This window comes from Actinokineospora spheciospongiae, assembly GCF_000564855.1.
Classification (GTDB): domain Bacteria; phylum Actinomycetota; class Actinomycetes; order Mycobacteriales; family Pseudonocardiaceae; genus Actinokineospora; species Actinokineospora spheciospongiae.
The window spans coordinates 1-14,127 of sequence record NZ_AYXG01000240.1 but is presented as its reverse complement, the minus strand read 5'-3'; the positions used below and the strand labels follow the sequence as shown (position 1 = coordinate 14,127).

Below are 14,127 nucleotides of genomic sequence, written 5' to 3'. Positions count from 1 at the left end.
GAGGCGGGGCGTTCACCGTCTTTCCGGGTGGAACACGCGCCACTAAGGTGCAAAAGGGAGAACCGGTGCTGGATAGTGGCCAGGTCGCACCGATCGGGCGGGGCCGGTTCGACGTCGGGCGACGAGTTGCGGATGGTGGTGACGGCGGTGAGCGGTTCCCGAGCTCCCTCCCGCACCCTGCTGCGCCTGGTCGTGACCGGGGCGTTGGCGCTGATCGGCTGGCTCGCGCTGGCGGTTTCCGCGTCCGCGCAGACCGCCCACGAGCCCCCCGCCCCCGAGCAGTCCCCGAGCGGCCAGCACGACGGTTCCGCCGCGTTGTTCAGCCTGTTGGACGGCACGCTCGACCAGGTCACGACGGTGCTCAACACCACGCTCAGCACCGTGGCGGGGGTCGTCGGCACGGTCACCGAGACCGCGAACCAACTGGTCGCGCCGGTGCTGGACTTCTCCCCACCCGCCCCGGTCGTCCTCCCTTCCTTACCGCCACCGCCGACCCTCCCGCCACCGCCGACCTTCTCGCCGCCGGTCGTGCCGCCGTTCACCCCGCCGTTCGTGCCGCCGTTCGTGCTCCCGGCCCCGGAGGCGCCCGGGCCGCAGGTCCCACCCGCGCCCGCCCCCGGCACCACCCCCATCACCGCTCCGGCCCCGGCCGCGCTCCCGCAGGCCCCCACCGCCGTCACCGCCGCTGTCGCCGAGTCCCCGCGCAGGCACGACCAGGCGCAGACCCGGGTCGAGCGCAGGTCCGACCGGGTGCCCGCGGCGACCGGGGCGCCCGCCCAGGCCGAGCCGGTCGAGGCCACCGCGCTGACCGGGTCCGGCCAGGCGCCCCAGCAGCCGTTCTCCCCCAGCGCCCCGGCCGCGCCCGCCGCCGCCCCCTCGGGTCACGACCTGAGCGGTCAGGCCCGCGGTGGCGCCCCGCAGGGCGTCCTGTCCACGCGTACCGGCGCCGCGCCGCCGACCTTCGCCGTCACCGTCGACGACCGGGTGTTCGCGCAGCCGGGCCAGGTGGCCGGGCTGCCCGCCTCGACGCCCGACTGACACCCGGGTCCCACGGGACCGGTCTGCCCGCTGCCGCCGACCACTCCGTCGGCCGCTCCCCCCAGGTACCGCCCGCACACCCGGTGGTCCTGGAGATCCCCCCGAGGAACCAGACGTCCCGATCGGCCGACCGCGCCCGGCCGACTCGGGGACTGGCCCCGGCGCCGCGATGCCCCCGCGGCGCCGGGGTCCCACCCTCGGTCGCCCGCCCGATCGGCACAACGAGGGGCTGTGCCGACTGACCTGGGCGTACGACCAGGGCCGAGTGCGCTGGATGGCGGAGTCGCAACCGAAAGGTCCACGCGACTACGCCATCCAGCGCACTACTTTGTAGCGGTTGGACCCCCTCCAGGGCCAGTCACGCCACCGGGACGAGTCCGGCCCCCGCTCCCGGCGCGGTCTCCCCGCCGACCTCCCCGGCCACCACCGCGAGCCTGCGCACGGCTTCGACCAGCGCCGGGGGCGCCAGCGTGTAGGGCAGTCGCAGCCACCGCTCCAGCCCGCCGTGGACGCCGAACCGCGAACCCGGCGCCACCCGCACCCCCACCCGCTGGGCCTCGACCGCGATCCGGGTGCTGATCGGCGCGGGGAGCGCGCACCACAGGCTCTGCCCACCCGCGGGCACCTCGAACCCCCAGCTCGGGCAGTGCTCCCGCAGCGCGTCGACCAGGGCCCCGCGCTGGGTGCGGATCTGCGCCCGGCGCGCGGCCAGCAGCGGCTCCGGGTCGGCGTACAGCTCGGCCAGCACGAGTTGCTCGAAGACCGGGGAGCCCAGGTCGAAGGCGTACCGGGCGGCGACCAGCCGGTGCACGACCTCGGCCGGGGCGCGGACCCAGCCCAGCCGCAGCCCGCCCCAGTGCGACTTGCTGGCCGACCCGACGGTGATCACCTGGTTCGGCGCGAACACCGCCATCGGCGGCGGGCCGTCCGCCGGGTCGCCGTCGAGGTCCAGCTCCACCAGGGTCTCGTCGACGACGGTCGGGGTGCGGGTGCGGCGCAGGACGGCGGCCAGCCGCTCGCGGCCCGGCGCGTCGAGCCTGCGGCCGGTCGGGTTGTGGAAGTCGACGACGAGGTAGGCCAGCCGGGGCGCGGCCTGGCGGGTGGTGGCCGCCAGGCCCGCGAGGTCCCAGCCCGCCTCGGGCATCGGCACCGGGACCGGGACGGCGTGCGCGGCCCGGATGGCGTCGATGGCGTTGGGGTAGGTCGGCTGCTCGACCAGGACGCGGTCGCCGGGGCCGGTGAGGGCGCGCAGGGCCAGCGCCAGCGCGTGGTGGCTGCCGTTGGTCACCAGGACCTGGTCGGGGTCGGTGGGCAGGCCGCGGGCGGTGAACCGCTCGGCGAGGCGGGCGCGCAGCAGGGGGTGGCCCACCTCGTGGTAGCCGTGGCCGCCCAGCTCGACGGCGAAGCGGTCGCGCACCCGGTCGAAGGCCGCGAGGATGTCGGGCAGCGCGGCCGGGGCGGCGCGGGCGAGGTCGAGGGGCTGCTCGGTCAGGGCGGTGGGCGCGGTCGGGGTGTTCGGCTGCGCCGTCCAGGTGCCCGAGCCGCGCCTGCTGCGCAGGAAGCCGTCGGCGCGCAACTGCTCCCACGCGGCGGCCACCAGGGTGCGGCTGACGCCGAGCGCCGCGGCCAGCTCGCGCTCGGCGGGCAGCGTGGTGCCCGGGGGCAGCTCGCCCTCCAGCACCAGCCTGCGGATGCCCGCGGCGAGCCCGGCGGAGCCCTGCCTGCTGCCCGCGGCCCGCCACTGGCCGAGCAGGAGGACCAGTCGGCGGGCCGAGATCCGGCCGGTGGGCGCGTTCACAAGGCCAATTGTGCATGATTGGCCATGGATGAGAAGGCCAATGCCCGGCCACGATGGGGTCATGTCAGCTTTGGACGTGAGATCGGTGGCGGTCGGGGTCAGCCCCGGGCGCAGGCTCCCGCAGTTGTTCCTCGGACTGGTGCTCTACGGCACCAGCATGGCCATGCAGATCGAGGCCGCGCTCGGGCTCGCGCCGTGGGACGTGCTGCACGAGGCGCTGCACGAGCGGACCGGGCTCAGCTTCGGCACCGTCACCGCGATCACCAGCGTCGGCGTGCTGCTGTGCTGGGTTCCGCTGCGGCAGCGGCCCGGCGTGGGCACGGTGGCCAACGTGGTGGTGATCTCCCTGGCGGTCGACGCCGCGCTCGCGCTGCTGCCCACCCCGTCGGCGGTGGTGACGAGGCTCGCCTTCCTCATCGGTGGCGTGCTGCTGAACGGTTTCGCCACCGCCGCCTACATCGGCGCCCGGCTCGGACCGGGGCCGCGCGACGGGCTGATGACCGGGTTGTCCACGCGCACCGGGGTCTCGATCCGTTGGGTCCGAACGGGAATCGAGCTGACCGTGCTCGCCACCGGCTGGCTGCTCGGCGGGACCGTCGGCCTCGGCACCGCGCTCTACGCGCTCGCCATCGGCCCGCTCGCCCAGGCGTTCCTGCCGCTGGTCTCCTGGCGACCGCGCGCCGGGGCGTAAAACCGACATTACTGTCGACGGGGTGAACGACACGACGACCACCCCCGCCCTGCCCCGCTGGAGCCTGGCCGTCCCACCCGCCGCGGCGGTGGTGCTGGCCGTCACCTGGGGGCGCTCCCTCGGCGCCGTCCTGCTGGTCCTGGTCTGCCTGGGCCTCGGCGGCGCCGTCACCGCCGCGGTGCACCACGCCGAAGTCGTGGCGCACCGCGTCGGTGAACCGTTCGGCACGCTGATCCTCGCCCTGGCGGTGACCGTCATCGAGGTGGCGCTCATCGTCACCCTGATGACCTCGGGCGGGGAGAAGGCCGCGTCCCTGGCCCGGGACACGGTGTTCGCCGCGATCATGATCACCTGCAACGGGATCGTCGGCCTGGCGCTGCTGGTCGGCTCGCTGCGGCACCGGGAGCAGGAGTTCCGCGCCCACGCCTCGGGCGGCGCGCTCGCGGTGATCGTCGCCCTGGTGACGCTGAGCCTGGTGCTGCCGACCTTCACCACCTCCACCCCCGGACCCACGTTCTCCGGCGCCCAACTGGCCTTCGCGGGCGTCGCGTCGCTGGTCCTCTACGGGGTGTTCGTGTTCGTGCAGACCGTCCGCCACCGCGACTACTTCCTGCCCAAGGGCAGCACCTCCGACGACGACCACGCCGCCGCCCCCACCAACCGCACCACCTTCACCAGCCTGGGCCTGCTGCTGCTGTGCCTGGTGGCGGTGGTGGGCCTGGCGAAGACCGTGTCCCCGACGCTGGAATCGGCCGTCGAGTCCATCGGGGCGCCGGTGTCGTTCGTCGGCGTGGTCATCGCCATGCTGGTGCTGGCACCGGAGACGGTGGCGGCGGTGCGCGCCGCGCTGCGCGACCGGTTGCAGGTGAGCCTGAACCTGGCCCTGGGCTCGGCGCTGGCCAGCATCGGGCTGACCATCCCGGCCATCGCGGTGGCGTCGATCTTCCTGACCGGGCCGCTGCTGCTCGGGCTGGGCGCGAAGGAACTGGTGCTGCTGGTGCTCACCGTGGTGGTGAGCATGATGACGCTGGTGACCGGGCGGGCGACACTGTTGCAGGGGACCGTCCACCTGGTCCTGTTCAGCGCGTTCGTGTTCCTGGCGGTCACGCCGTAGGTCAGGCCCTGGTCAAGGAGTCCCGGACGACCTCGTAGGTGACGCCGAAGCCGGTGAGGACGTCGGCGGCGGTGCCGCCGGTGCGGAGGATGGCCAGGAGCAGGTGCTCGTCGCCGATGGTGTTCTCGCCGCGTTCGACGACCTCGACCAGGCAGCGCTGCAGGACGCGCTTGCACTCGGCGGACAGCGGGACGCGCCACCCGAAGGGGCGCCCGCGCCTGCCCGCCGCGGCCAGGGCGCCCTCGCCGTGGCTGTGCTCCACGGCGGCGACCACCGCGTCCACGTCGATGCCCAGGCCGGTGAGGGCTTCGGCGTCCGCTGTGGACAGACCACCGCGGCGGCGGGCGGCGTCGATGGCCTCGCGGGCCGCCGCGGTGGTGACCGCGTGCCGGACGAGGATGTCGGTTCCCGGGGTGCGGTCCTGGGCGAGGATGCCGAGCAGCAGGTGCTCGGCCTCGACCCTCGCCGCGCGGTCGCGCTCGGCGATCTGGACGCCGTCGCGGACGGCGTTGCGCGCGGCTTTGCTGAAGCGTTCGAACATCGTCAGTTCCTCCCGTGTTTCTTGTGCACGGCCTGCTTGCTGACACCCAGCTCGGCCGCGATCTCCTGCCACGACCACCCGTCCGCCCGGGCGCTGCGCACCTGGACCGCCTCCAGTTGCTCGAGGAGCTTGCGCAGCGCCGCGACGGCGCGCAGCCCCACGCGGGGGTCGCGGTCACCCGCGGCGCCTGCCAGTTGTGTTGCCTCCACCATGGCCGTCAACTTATGTTGACGAGGGCGGCTATGTCAACCCAGGTTGACGGAGGCAGGATGCGCACATGCCGCAGATCACCGTCGCCGAGGCAGCCGGGGTCGGACTCGACGGGCGGGAACGCCCGACCGAGGACGTCGTCATGGTCCTGCCGGACGCCGTGGTCGTGCTCGACGGCGCCACCGCCACCCGCGACGACCTGCCCTCCGGGGGCGCGTACGCGATCGAACTGGGCGCGCAGCTCGTGGCCCGGCTGACCGCGGCGCCGGAGCTGCCACTGGTCAAGCACCTGGCCGGGGCGATCCGGGCGGTGGCCCGCGGCAACGGCTACACCCCGGGCAACAGCCCGTCGAGCACGGTGGCCGTGGTGCGCTGGACCGACGACGAGGTCGAGGCGCTGGTGCTGGCCGACACCCCGGTGGTGGTGTTCACCGACGACGGGTACGAGGTGGTCGAGGACACCCGGCTGGCCGACCTGCCCCGGGAGGCGCGGGCGACCACGGCCTCGGTCGACCGGCTGCGCAACCGGGACGGCGGGTTCTGGGTCGCCGAGGCGTTGCCGTCGGCCGCCGCGCAGGCGGTGCACCGGACGTGGCGGCGGGACCGGGTGCTGGCGGCGTTGATCGCAACGGACGGTGTGACCTGCGGGGTTGACCGCTACGGCTTGTTCGACTGGGCGACCGCGCGCGTGATGGCGAGCGAGCACGGGCCGCAGGTCCTGCTGGACGCTGTTCGCGCCGCTGAGCGCGGCGATCGGGACGGTGTGCGCTGGCCCCGCCGCAAGGCGCACGACGACCAGGCACTGGCGTACCTGGACTTCACCGACCCCGCGTGAAGCCCGCCCGCGGTTTCGCGGTGGTCGGCCTGCCGGTGGGCGGGCCCCGGCCCGGCGGGGTCGCCGGGCCGGGGCGTGGGGCTCAGCTCTTGCCGATGCCGATCCACTCGAAACCGCCGCGGCGGGCCACGGCCGGGTCCAGCAGGTTGCGGGTGTCGATCACCGTGGGCCTGCTGACCGACTCAGCCAGCCGGGACCAGTCCAGCGAGCGGAACTCCGGCCACTCGGTCAGCACGACCACCGCCTCGGCGTCCTTCGCCGCCAGGTACGGGTCGTCGACGACGGTGACGCCGGTCAGGTCCGGGTGGGGGTTGTCCGGGCGCAGGGCCGGGTCGTAGCCGACCAGGTCCGCCCCCGCCTGGCGCAGCAGCGCGGCCACCGCGAGGGCCGGTGAGTCGCGCAGGTCGTCGGTGCCCGCCTTGAACGTCAGGCCGAACAGGGCGATCCGCTTGTGCGACAGGGAACCGCCGCGCTTGCCGGTGACCGCCAGCCGGACCTTCTCCACCATCCGCTGCCGCTGGCGGGTGTTGGTGTCGATGGTGGCCCGGATCAGGCGGAACTCGAAGTCGGCGGCGTCGGCCAGTTGCAGCATCGCCGAGGTGTCCTTGGGCAGGCAGGAACCGCCCCAGCCGGGGCCGGGTTGCAGGAACGCCTGGCCGATGCGCTTGTCGTAACCCATGCCCTCGGTGACGTCGGTGATGTCGGCGCCGAGGCGGTCGCACAGCTCGGCGACGGCGTTGACGTAGGACAGCTTCATCGCCAGGAAGCAGTTCGCCGCGTACTTGACCAGCTCGGCCGACGGGGCGTCGGTGAGCACGGTCGGGGCACCCAGGCGGGCGTAGAGGGCGGCGACGCGCTCAGCGGCGTCCTGCTGGGAGCCGCCGACCACGATGCGGTCCGGGTTGAGGAAGTCGTAGACCGCGCTGCCCTCGCGGAGGAACTCCGGGTTGGACACCACGGCCACGTCGTCGCGGCCCAAGAGTTCGGCGGTGCGCTCGGCGGTGCCGACCGGCACGGTGGACTTGTTGACCACCACGCAGCCCGGCGGCAGCAGCTCGCGCACCTCCTCCACCACGGCCTCGACGATGCTCAGGTCCGCCACCCCGCCCACGCCCATCGGCGTCGGCACGCAGAGGAACATGACCTCCGGGCCCTCGGCGGTGTGCCGCATCGCCGAGGTGGCGCCCAGCACGAACGTCAGCCGACCGGCGGCCATCCCCTCGGCGACCAGCTCGGCCAGGCCCGGCTCCAGGATGTCGATCTCACCGCGCCGCAACCGCTCGACCTTGGCCGCGTCCACGTCGGCGCAGACCACGTCGTGGCCGAGCGAGGCCAGGCACGCCCCCGTCGTCAACCCCACGTACCCCGTGCCGACCACGGCGATGCGTCGTACGAACACCGATTCCACTCCCTTGGTCTCAGCTCGCGCTCGGCGCGGGCTCCGCCCCCGGCGCCATCATGCGAGCCGAGGCGAAAGCACGCAACGCCCCGTCGTCGGTCAGGTCCACCAGCGGGTTGCCCCACTGGTCGGTCGAGTCGCCCCCGGTCGCGGGCGGGCCGCCCGGGAACGGCCCGGCCGACTCGAACCCGGTCAGGCCGTCGTAGACGGAGATGTAAGCCTCGGCCTGCGGGCGCCAGTCCAACACCTGCTCGGCGCGGCGCCTGCCCGCCGCACCCAGCTCGCCGCGGCGGGCCGGGTCGTCGGCCAGTGCCACGACCGCGTCGGCCAGGCCCGCGCTGTCGCCGGGCTCGACGTAGACCGCGCAGTCGCCGCCGGACACGACCGTCTCGGTGAGCCGGTAGGCGACCACGGGCAGCGCGTAGGCCATGTACTCCATGGTCTTGTTCATCGTCGACACGTCGTTGAGCGGGCTCAGCGGGTCCGGCGACAGGCCGATCGAGGCGGCGGACAGGTAGCGGGTGATCTGCTCCGGGCCGACGCGGCCGGTGAACTCCACGTAGTCGTCGAGGCCGAGTTCGGTGGACTGCCGCTTGAGGTCCTCCAGGCAGTCGCCGAAGCCCAGCAGCACGAAGCGGAAGTCGGTGCGGCCGTGCTCGTGCACGATCCGGTCCGCCGCCTCCAGCACGCCGTCGACACCGTCCTGCGGGCCCATGATCCCCAGGTACGCCACCAGGTGTTCACCGCCACGCCGCGCGGTGGCGTCGGTGTGGACGGGGCGCATCTTCGTGGTGTCCGGGCCGGAGCGCACGACCGTGGTGTGCCCGCGCGGCACGCCGCCGCGGCGCACGGCGATGTCCTGGTAGGACGTGTTGGTCGAGATCACCCGGTCGGCGGTGCGGAAGGTCCGGCGCTCCAACCACTCCAGCACGGCCAGTTGCAGCTTGCCGACCAACCCGGTCGGCTCGCCGAAGCGGGAGCGGTAGACCTCCGGGTTGAGGTCGTGGTGGTCGAAGACGAACCGGACGCCCGCGGCCTTCCACGGCAGCGCCAGCGCCCAGTACGTGTCCGGCGGGTTGCACGCCTGGATGACGTCGAAGCGGGCGCGGCGGCGCACCTTCAGGCTCAGCCACGCGGTGCGCACCCAGCAGTAGGCGAACTCCCAGGCGAACCCCAGGGCGCCCTCGGCCTGCCGCGGCGGGGCGTACTTGTACAGGTGCACGCCGTCGAGTTCGGCGTACGCCGGGTCACCGGGGCCCTTGGGGCAGATGACCGACACCTCGTACCCGGCGGCCTTGAGGGCTTGGCACTCCAACCACACCCGCCGGTCGAGCGGTACGGGCAGGTTCTGCACGATGATCAGGACGTGCGGGGCCCTCTGACGCCTCACGGGGACCTCATTCTCTGGAAGTACCGACTCCCGGTAATCGCCCGAGGTGTCGCTCGGGTTACCTACCGGCCGGATTCGGCCGCGCGACTGGTGGTGTCAGCGGACCAGGACGCCTGCGTGCCGCGCAACCGCCGCCAGGTCAACAGCACCCGCTCGGCCACCAGCACGGCCAGGTAGCACCCCGCGTCGAGGAGACCGACCTCACCCGCGCGCACGGCGCCGCGCAGCTCACCGAGGGACACCGGCGCCCCGGTCGCCCGGTGGCCCAGGCGGTCCAGCTCGGCGTTGCCCCGGCGCACCCTGGCCCGGCGCCGGACCGTGGCCACCGCGCTGCGCGGCGGGCGCACCAGCGACCGCGCACCCGGGGCCACCGCGGCCTCGGCGGCGGTGAAGGAGCGGTGCACGTAACCGTCGTCGGCGATCACCGGGGGCATCGGGAAGATCCGCGCGTGGCCCTGTTCGGCGAGCATGTAGGCACCGGTGCCCGCCAGACCGCGCCGCGCCACCATCAGGTGCTCCAGCACCCGGTGGAAGCGGGTCACCAGGGCGGAGGCACCGGTCAGGTCGTACTCGGGGACCGGGGCGCAGGCGAGCGCACCCGCGTCCACGCACCCGGCCAGCTCGCGCACCGACGCGGCGGACAACTCCACGTCCGCGTCGAGGTAGAGGCGGGGGAAGCCTGCGCACGACCGGTCGCCCAGCAACAGCGCCGGGACCTTGCCCGGCACCTCGGTGTCGATCACCCGCACCCCGAACGCCCGCGCCACGTCGGCCGTCCCGTCCGTGCACGCGTTGGCCACCACCACCACGTCCAACTCCCCCGGCTCGGCACCGGAGAGCAGGGCGTGCAGGGTGCGCCCCAGGACCCCGGCCTCGTTGTGCGCCGGGATGACCACGCTGACCACCCCGCTCACGCCGCGACCCGCTCCCCCGGCAGCACCGCGCCCGGTTGCCACCCGCGCACCCACTCACCGCGCCTGCGCCACACCTCGGTCCACCGCCCCGGCCTGCGCAGCACCCGCTCCGCGACCGACCGCAGCAGCACGCCGAACGCCATCGCCCCCAGGCCGTAGCGGCACGCGAAGCCGGTGTAGTGCCGCCGCACGACGGTGGCGCGGCCACACAGCACGAGCACGTCCCGCCCCGCCTTCGTCGAGGAGGAAGCACCGATCGCGTGCACCACCTCGGCGGTCGGCGTCATCGACGGGCGGAACCCCAACCGGGCCGCGCGCAGGCACAGGTCCTGGTCCTCGCCGTAGATCAGGAACAGCTCGTCGAACCCGCCCAGCCTGTCCCACAGCTCCCGGGACACCAGCAGGAACCCACCGCTGATCACGTCGACGTGCCGGGTGCTGTCGCGCCCCCAGTGCCCCAGCGCCTCGGGGTCGAACACCCGCGAGCCCCGGGCCACCACCGACAACCCGAGCGCCCCGCAGGTGAGGCTCCAGAGGGTGATGCGGCCGAAGCAACTGCGCGGGTCGACAGTGCCGTCCTCGGCCAGGTAGCGCCCACCCGCGATGCCGTGCCCCGGATTGGACCGCAGGTGCGCCAGCAGCGCGTCGATCGCCCCCGGCTTCGGCTCGGCGTCCGGGTTGAGCAGCAGGACGTGGTCACCGGTGGTCCGCTCGACGCCCCGGTTGACGGCGTACCCGAAACCGGAGTTCCGGCCGAGGCGGGTGACGGCGCCCAGGAACCGCTCGGCGACGTCGGCCGCACCATCGGCGGAACCGTTGTCGACGAGGACCACCTCGTGGGTGGCAGCGGGCTTCGCGGGCCCGGTCAACGCGGCCAGCGTCCGTTCGAGGTGGGCGGCGGCGTTGTAGGACACCATCACGATCGACAGCTCGGGGCCGCCCCTGTTCCCTGCCACAGCCGTCCGCTCGGTCGTGCCGGCCCGCTGGCGGCGGCCCGGTCTCCGTGTTCGGCATCGGGGGCCGTTCGCACACCGTTACACCTGGCAGGATGTCCGCCATGCTGGGCCAGACCGCTCGCCGCCTCATCCTCCCGCTGACCTCCCCCGTCGGCTCCATCCGCACGGTGACCACCCCGACGCCCCAGGTCGTGCTCACCTACGACGACGGCCCGGTACCCGAGGACACCCCGGGCGTGCTGTCCGCGCTGTCCGACGCCGGGGCGACGGCGACGTTCTTCGTGCTGGTGGCGCGGGCGGAGCGGGAGCCCTCGCTGCTGGCGGAGATCGTGGCCGCCGGGCACGAGGTGGCACTGCACGGGATCGACCACGTGCGACTGACGACGCTGTCGCCCGGGGAGGTGCTGCGGCGGACCCGGGAGGGCAAGGAACGGCTGGAGCAGATGTTGGGGGCACCGGTGCGGTGGTTCCGGCCGCCGTACGGGGCGCAGCAACCTGCCACGTGGGCGGCGATCCGGCGGTGTGGGCTGGAATCGGTGGTGTGGAACCGGACCGGGTACGACTGGCAGGACGATCCGGTGGGAGAGGTGGCGGAGCGGACATTGGCGGGGGCCTCGGCGGGGGATGTGATCCTGATGCACGACGGGCACGCTGGGTTGGACGTGGGGGTGGATGACGGGCCCGCGCCCGGGTTTTCTCGGGAGGGGTTGGCTCGGGCGGTGCTGGGTGGGTTGGCGGAGCGGGGGTTGGCGCCGGTGTCGTTGGGGGAAGCGGTGGGGACGGGGAAAGCGGTGAAGGGCGCGTGGTTCCGGAAGTAGGCGGGGAGCCCCGCTGACGCGGGGAGGATCGCGCGTGTCACGGGCCGCGCCCGCTGCTGCACGGAACAGCCCCGCGTGTGCGGGGAAACGGGGCGCGCGGCAGGGGGTGGGTGGGAGGCGGAGGAACAGCCCCGCCTGCGCGGGGAGGAGACGAGTCCCGCTACCCGGGTGTCCGGGTCAACCGGAACAGCCCCGCCTGCGCGGGGAGGAGGCGGTCGGCGGGCCAGGGTGATCACCGCCGCTGGGAACAGCCCCGCCTGCGCGGGGAGGAGGGCGACGGGGAGGGCAACCTGCTCTACCGGCTGGGAACAGCCCCGCCTGCGCGGGGAGGAGGCGGTTCGCCCGTCCTGGTGCCTGAGTTCTTCGGGAACAGCCCCGCCTGCGCGGGGAGGAGTGCCCGGCAAAGGTGGTCTTGCCGCTGCCGCCCGGAACAGCCCCGCCTGCGCGGGGAGGAGGAGGAACGATGAGTAAACGGCTTTCACCGCGTGGGAACAGCCCCGCCTGCGCGGGGAGGAGACCGCGACCAGCACCGACACCCAGCGGCAGGCGGGAACAGCCCCGCCTGCGCGGGGAGGAGGCGTCCCCGGTGATTGCGAACGTGCAGTCCGACGGAACAGCCCCGCCTGCGCGGGGAGGAGGCTTGTTGACCTGCGGTTTTATTGGGCTTGGTGGCGGTTTTCATTCACTTTCGGCGGGCCTCCGGGTCAGGTGATGGGGGAGGGGGATTGGGCGTCCTGGATGAGGAGGGTTGGGGGCTTGCTGCCGTCGGCGGGGACTTCGTAGATGGAGGGGACCTTGGCGTTTCGGAGGGCTGCGCCGTAGGCGATGTTGTTGTTGTCGAGCCAGGTGGGTTGGTCGTCCAGGCCTTGGGTGGCTGGGATTTCGATGGTTTTGCCGGTGGCCAGGTCGAGGACGTTGAGGACCCAGGCGCCCAGGCGGCCTTGGCGTTTCTTGAAGGCGACTCGGGTGCCGTCTGGGGAGAGGGAGGGGCATTCGGCGTTCTGGATGACGTCGTGGGCGGTGCGGGTTTGGAGGTCGCCCTTGACGAGCCAGGTGCGGCCTGCGGTGGCCAACGTCGCGTAGAAGGTGCGGTTGTCGTCGGCGACTGTGACACCCCAGTAGTTTCGGTCGGCGGCGGTGACTTCCTTGCCCTCCAGGGTGGCGGTGAAGGTTTCCAGGGAGTCGATGACCTCGCCGGTGCGGAGGTCCATCACGCCGGTGCGGGTGGAGAAGCCGCCGGGGACCGAGTAGGAGTCTCCAGTGACGAAGGTGGTCCAGCTCACGACCTCGCCGGTGTGGGAGATGCGGGCTCGGCTGGGGATTCCGGCTAGGAGGGTGGTGTGGGTGACCTTGCCGGTGGCGTCGAGGACCGCTGCCTCGTAGGAGGGGCCGATGCCCGCCAGGCGGAGGCAGACGGTGCGGCCCGTTGAGCGGTAGACGCGTTCGCAGCGGAGGTCGGTGGGGCTGCGGCCCGCTGCCGGGTCTTCGACCTTTGTCAGTTGGTTGACCTGGTGCAGGCCGCTCGACATGTCGACGAAGAGGAGGCCGCCGGTGGGGGCTGCGGAGGCGGGGGTTCCGCCGGGGGTGGTTCCGGCGAACTTGACCGCCAGGTAGGTGCCGCCGCCCAGGACGACCAGGACTATGGCCGCCACTGCCAGCAGGGCGCGGCGCCTGTTCGTCATGGCTGGACCTCGTTCTTCTTCTCGGCGTCGGGGGTGTTGATGGTGGTCTGGTCTTCGCCGGAGCGGCCGACCAGGAGGACCGCCGCGACCAGGGCCGCCACCAGCAGGGCCGCCGCGATCATCGTGGCGGTGGGCATGGTGACCACGGACAACAGGATGCCGAAGCCGACCGACGACAGGAGCCTGGCCAGCGCTTGGCCGGTCTGCACGACCGCCATGCCGCCCGCGCGCAGGTGCTCGGGGACGACCGCCCCGGCGTAGGCCATCAGCACCCCGTCCGTCGCCGCGTAGAACAGGCCGTGGACGGCGAGGGCGGCGATCAGCACGCCGTAGCCGCCCCACGGCAGCAGCAGTGCCGCGTACACGCCCAGCAGCAGCACGTGCCCGGCGACGAACACCGGCCACCGGCCGACCCGGTCGGCGATGCGCCCCATCGGGTACGCGCCGAGCAGGAAGACCAGGGCCGTGCCCAGCGGCAGCAGCGGCAGCACCGTGACCGGCACGTCCAGGGTCTTCTGCGCCACCACGTACACGAACGCGTCGCTGATGGTGGCCAGGCCCAGCACGGTGGCCGCTGCGGCGACGCGCAGGAAGCGGCGGTCGCGCAGCAGGCCGAAGGCCGAGCGGAGGCGGATCGCGGGGCGCTTGACGGCGCGGCGGGACGCGGCGGCTTGGGCGGAGCTGGACGGGGCAGCTTGCGCGGTGGCGCGGGGCGGGGCGGATTGGGCGGCGGGGCGGGGC

The 14,127-nt window shown here is 73.6% G+C and carries 14 protein-coding genes and 1 CRISPR repeat array; of the genes, 5 read left to right on the top strand and 9 right to left on the bottom strand.

Annotated features, from left to right (window positions below; genetic code table 11):
- The first annotated feature begins 147 nt into the window (after positions 1–147).
- Complete coding sequence (locus UO65_RS30445) at positions 148–1,038, top strand: hypothetical protein (RefSeq protein ID WP_152552360.1); 891 nt, start codon at positions 148–150, stop codon at positions 1,036–1,038.
- Between the two features lie 358 nt (positions 1,039–1,396).
- Here the strand turns inward: UO65_RS30445 and yczR are convergent, their stop codons facing one another.
- A complete protein-coding gene (yczR, locus tag UO65_RS30440) occupies positions 1,397–2,836 on the bottom strand; it encodes a MocR-like transcription factor YczR (protein ID WP_411431388.1) in 1,440 nt (479 codons plus the stop codon).
- A 61-nt stretch (positions 2,837–2,897) separates the two neighbouring features.
- Between yczR and yczE the strand changes: the two genes are divergently transcribed.
- Both yczE and UO65_RS30430 read left to right on the top strand, forming a co-directional pair.
- Entirely contained in the window at positions 2,898–3,527 is a 630-nt protein-coding gene (gene yczE / locus UO65_RS30435; RefSeq protein ID WP_110079687.1) for a membrane protein YczE, read from the top strand.
- A gap of 22 nt (positions 3,528–3,549) precedes the next feature.
- Entirely contained in the window at positions 3,550–4,641 is a 1,092-nt protein-coding gene (locus UO65_RS30430) for a calcium:cation antiporter (RefSeq protein WP_035289608.1), read from the top strand.
- Position 4,642: 1 nt separating this feature from the next.
- On the opposite strand, the gene UO65_RS30425 is transcribed toward UO65_RS30430, so the two are convergent.
- Both UO65_RS30425 and UO65_RS30420 read right to left on the bottom strand, forming a co-directional pair.
- On the bottom strand, positions 4,643–5,182 hold the full coding sequence (locus tag UO65_RS30425) for a Clp protease N-terminal domain-containing protein (protein ID WP_035289606.1): 540 nt from the start codon (positions 5,180–5,182) through the stop codon (positions 4,643–4,645).
- Positions 5,183–5,184: 2 nt separating this feature from the next.
- The gene (locus UO65_RS30420; RefSeq protein WP_035289604.1) at positions 5,185–5,394 is read right to left on the bottom strand and encodes a helix-turn-helix domain-containing protein; all 210 of its coding nucleotides are present in this window, start codon (positions 5,392–5,394) and stop codon (positions 5,185–5,187) included.
- A gap of 65 nt (positions 5,395–5,459) precedes the next feature.
- Between UO65_RS30420 and UO65_RS30415 the strand changes: the two genes are divergently transcribed.
- Positions 5,460–6,227, top strand: a complete 768-nt coding sequence (locus tag UO65_RS30415; RefSeq protein ID WP_035289599.1) for a hypothetical protein — start codon at positions 5,460–5,462, stop codon at positions 6,225–6,227.
- An 82-nt stretch (positions 6,228–6,309) separates the two neighbouring features.
- Here UO65_RS30415 and UO65_RS30410 read toward each other — a convergent pair whose 3' ends face one another.
- From UO65_RS30410 to UO65_RS30395, 4 genes are all read right to left on the bottom strand, one after another.
- The gene (locus UO65_RS30410) at positions 6,310–7,626 is read right to left on the bottom strand and encodes a UDP-glucose dehydrogenase family protein (RefSeq protein WP_035289704.1); all 1,317 of its coding nucleotides are present in this window, start codon (positions 7,624–7,626) and stop codon (positions 6,310–6,312) included.
- 19 nt (positions 7,627–7,645) lie between these two features.
- On the bottom strand, positions 7,646–9,016 hold the full coding sequence (locus UO65_RS30405; protein WP_035289596.1) for a glycosyltransferase family 4 protein: 1,371 nt from the start codon (positions 9,014–9,016) through the stop codon (positions 7,646–7,648).
- A 62-nt stretch (positions 9,017–9,078) separates the two neighbouring features.
- Positions 9,079–9,930 carry a glycosyltransferase gene (locus tag UO65_RS30400; protein ID WP_052022023.1) on the bottom strand — a complete coding sequence of 284 codons (852 nt, stop codon included), beginning with the start codon at positions 9,928–9,930 and terminating at the stop codon, positions 9,079–9,081.
- The gene (locus UO65_RS30395) at positions 9,927–10,886 is read right to left on the bottom strand and encodes a glycosyltransferase family 2 protein (RefSeq protein WP_052022022.1); all 960 of its coding nucleotides are present in this window, start codon (positions 10,884–10,886) and stop codon (positions 9,927–9,929) included. Before UO65_RS30395 ends, UO65_RS30400 begins: the two co-directional genes overlap by 4 nt.
- A 92-nt stretch (positions 10,887–10,978) precedes the next feature.
- Here UO65_RS30395 and UO65_RS38780 point away from each other — a divergent pair, with 92 nt between their 5' ends.
- Complete coding sequence (locus UO65_RS38780) at positions 10,979–11,704, top strand: polysaccharide deacetylase family protein (protein WP_200873508.1); 726 nt, start codon at positions 10,979–10,981, stop codon at positions 11,702–11,704.
- A 62-nt stretch (positions 11,705–11,766) separates the two neighbouring features.
- Positions 11,767–12,342: a CRISPR direct-repeat array (repeat unit 28 nt; unit sequence GGAACAGCCCCGCCTGCGCGGGGAGGAG).
- 66 nt (positions 12,343–12,408) lie between these two features.
- On the opposite strand, the gene UO65_RS30385 is transcribed toward UO65_RS38780, so the two are convergent.
- Together UO65_RS30385 and UO65_RS30380 are read right to left on the bottom strand one after the other, a co-directional pair.
- Positions 12,409–13,386, bottom strand: coding sequence for a TolB family protein (locus tag UO65_RS30385; protein ID WP_035289593.1), 978 nt, complete (start codon positions 13,384–13,386; stop codon positions 12,409–12,411).
- Positions 13,383–14,127 (bottom strand): MFS transporter (locus UO65_RS30380; RefSeq protein WP_152552358.1); only part of this gene is annotated, 745 nt, incomplete at its 5' end. The genes UO65_RS30380 and UO65_RS30385, both read right to left, overlap by 4 nt.

Excerpts from the sequence above, each read along its gene's own strand:
- yczE (WP_110079687.1), top strand. The coding sequence starts at position 2,898 with ATGTCAGCTTTGGACGTGAGATCGGTGGCGGTCGGGGTCAGCCCCGGG.
- UO65_RS30425 (WP_035289606.1), bottom strand. The coding sequence starts at position 5,182 with ATGTTCGAACGCTTCAGCAAAGCCGCGCGCAACGCCGTCCGCGACGGC.
- UO65_RS30385 (WP_035289593.1), bottom strand. The coding sequence starts at position 13,386 with ATGACGAACAGGCGCCGCGCCCTGCTGGCAGTGGCGGCCATAGTCCTG.
- UO65_RS30415 (WP_035289599.1), top strand. The coding sequence starts at position 5,460 with ATGCCGCAGATCACCGTCGCCGAGGCAGCCGGGGTCGGACTCGACGGG.
- UO65_RS30420 (WP_035289604.1), bottom strand. The coding sequence starts at position 5,394 with ATGGTGGAGGCAACACAACTGGCAGGCGCCGCGGGTGACCGCGACCCC.
- UO65_RS38780 (WP_200873508.1), top strand. The coding sequence starts at position 10,979 with ATGTCCGCCATGCTGGGCCAGACCGCTCGCCGCCTCATCCTCCCGCTG.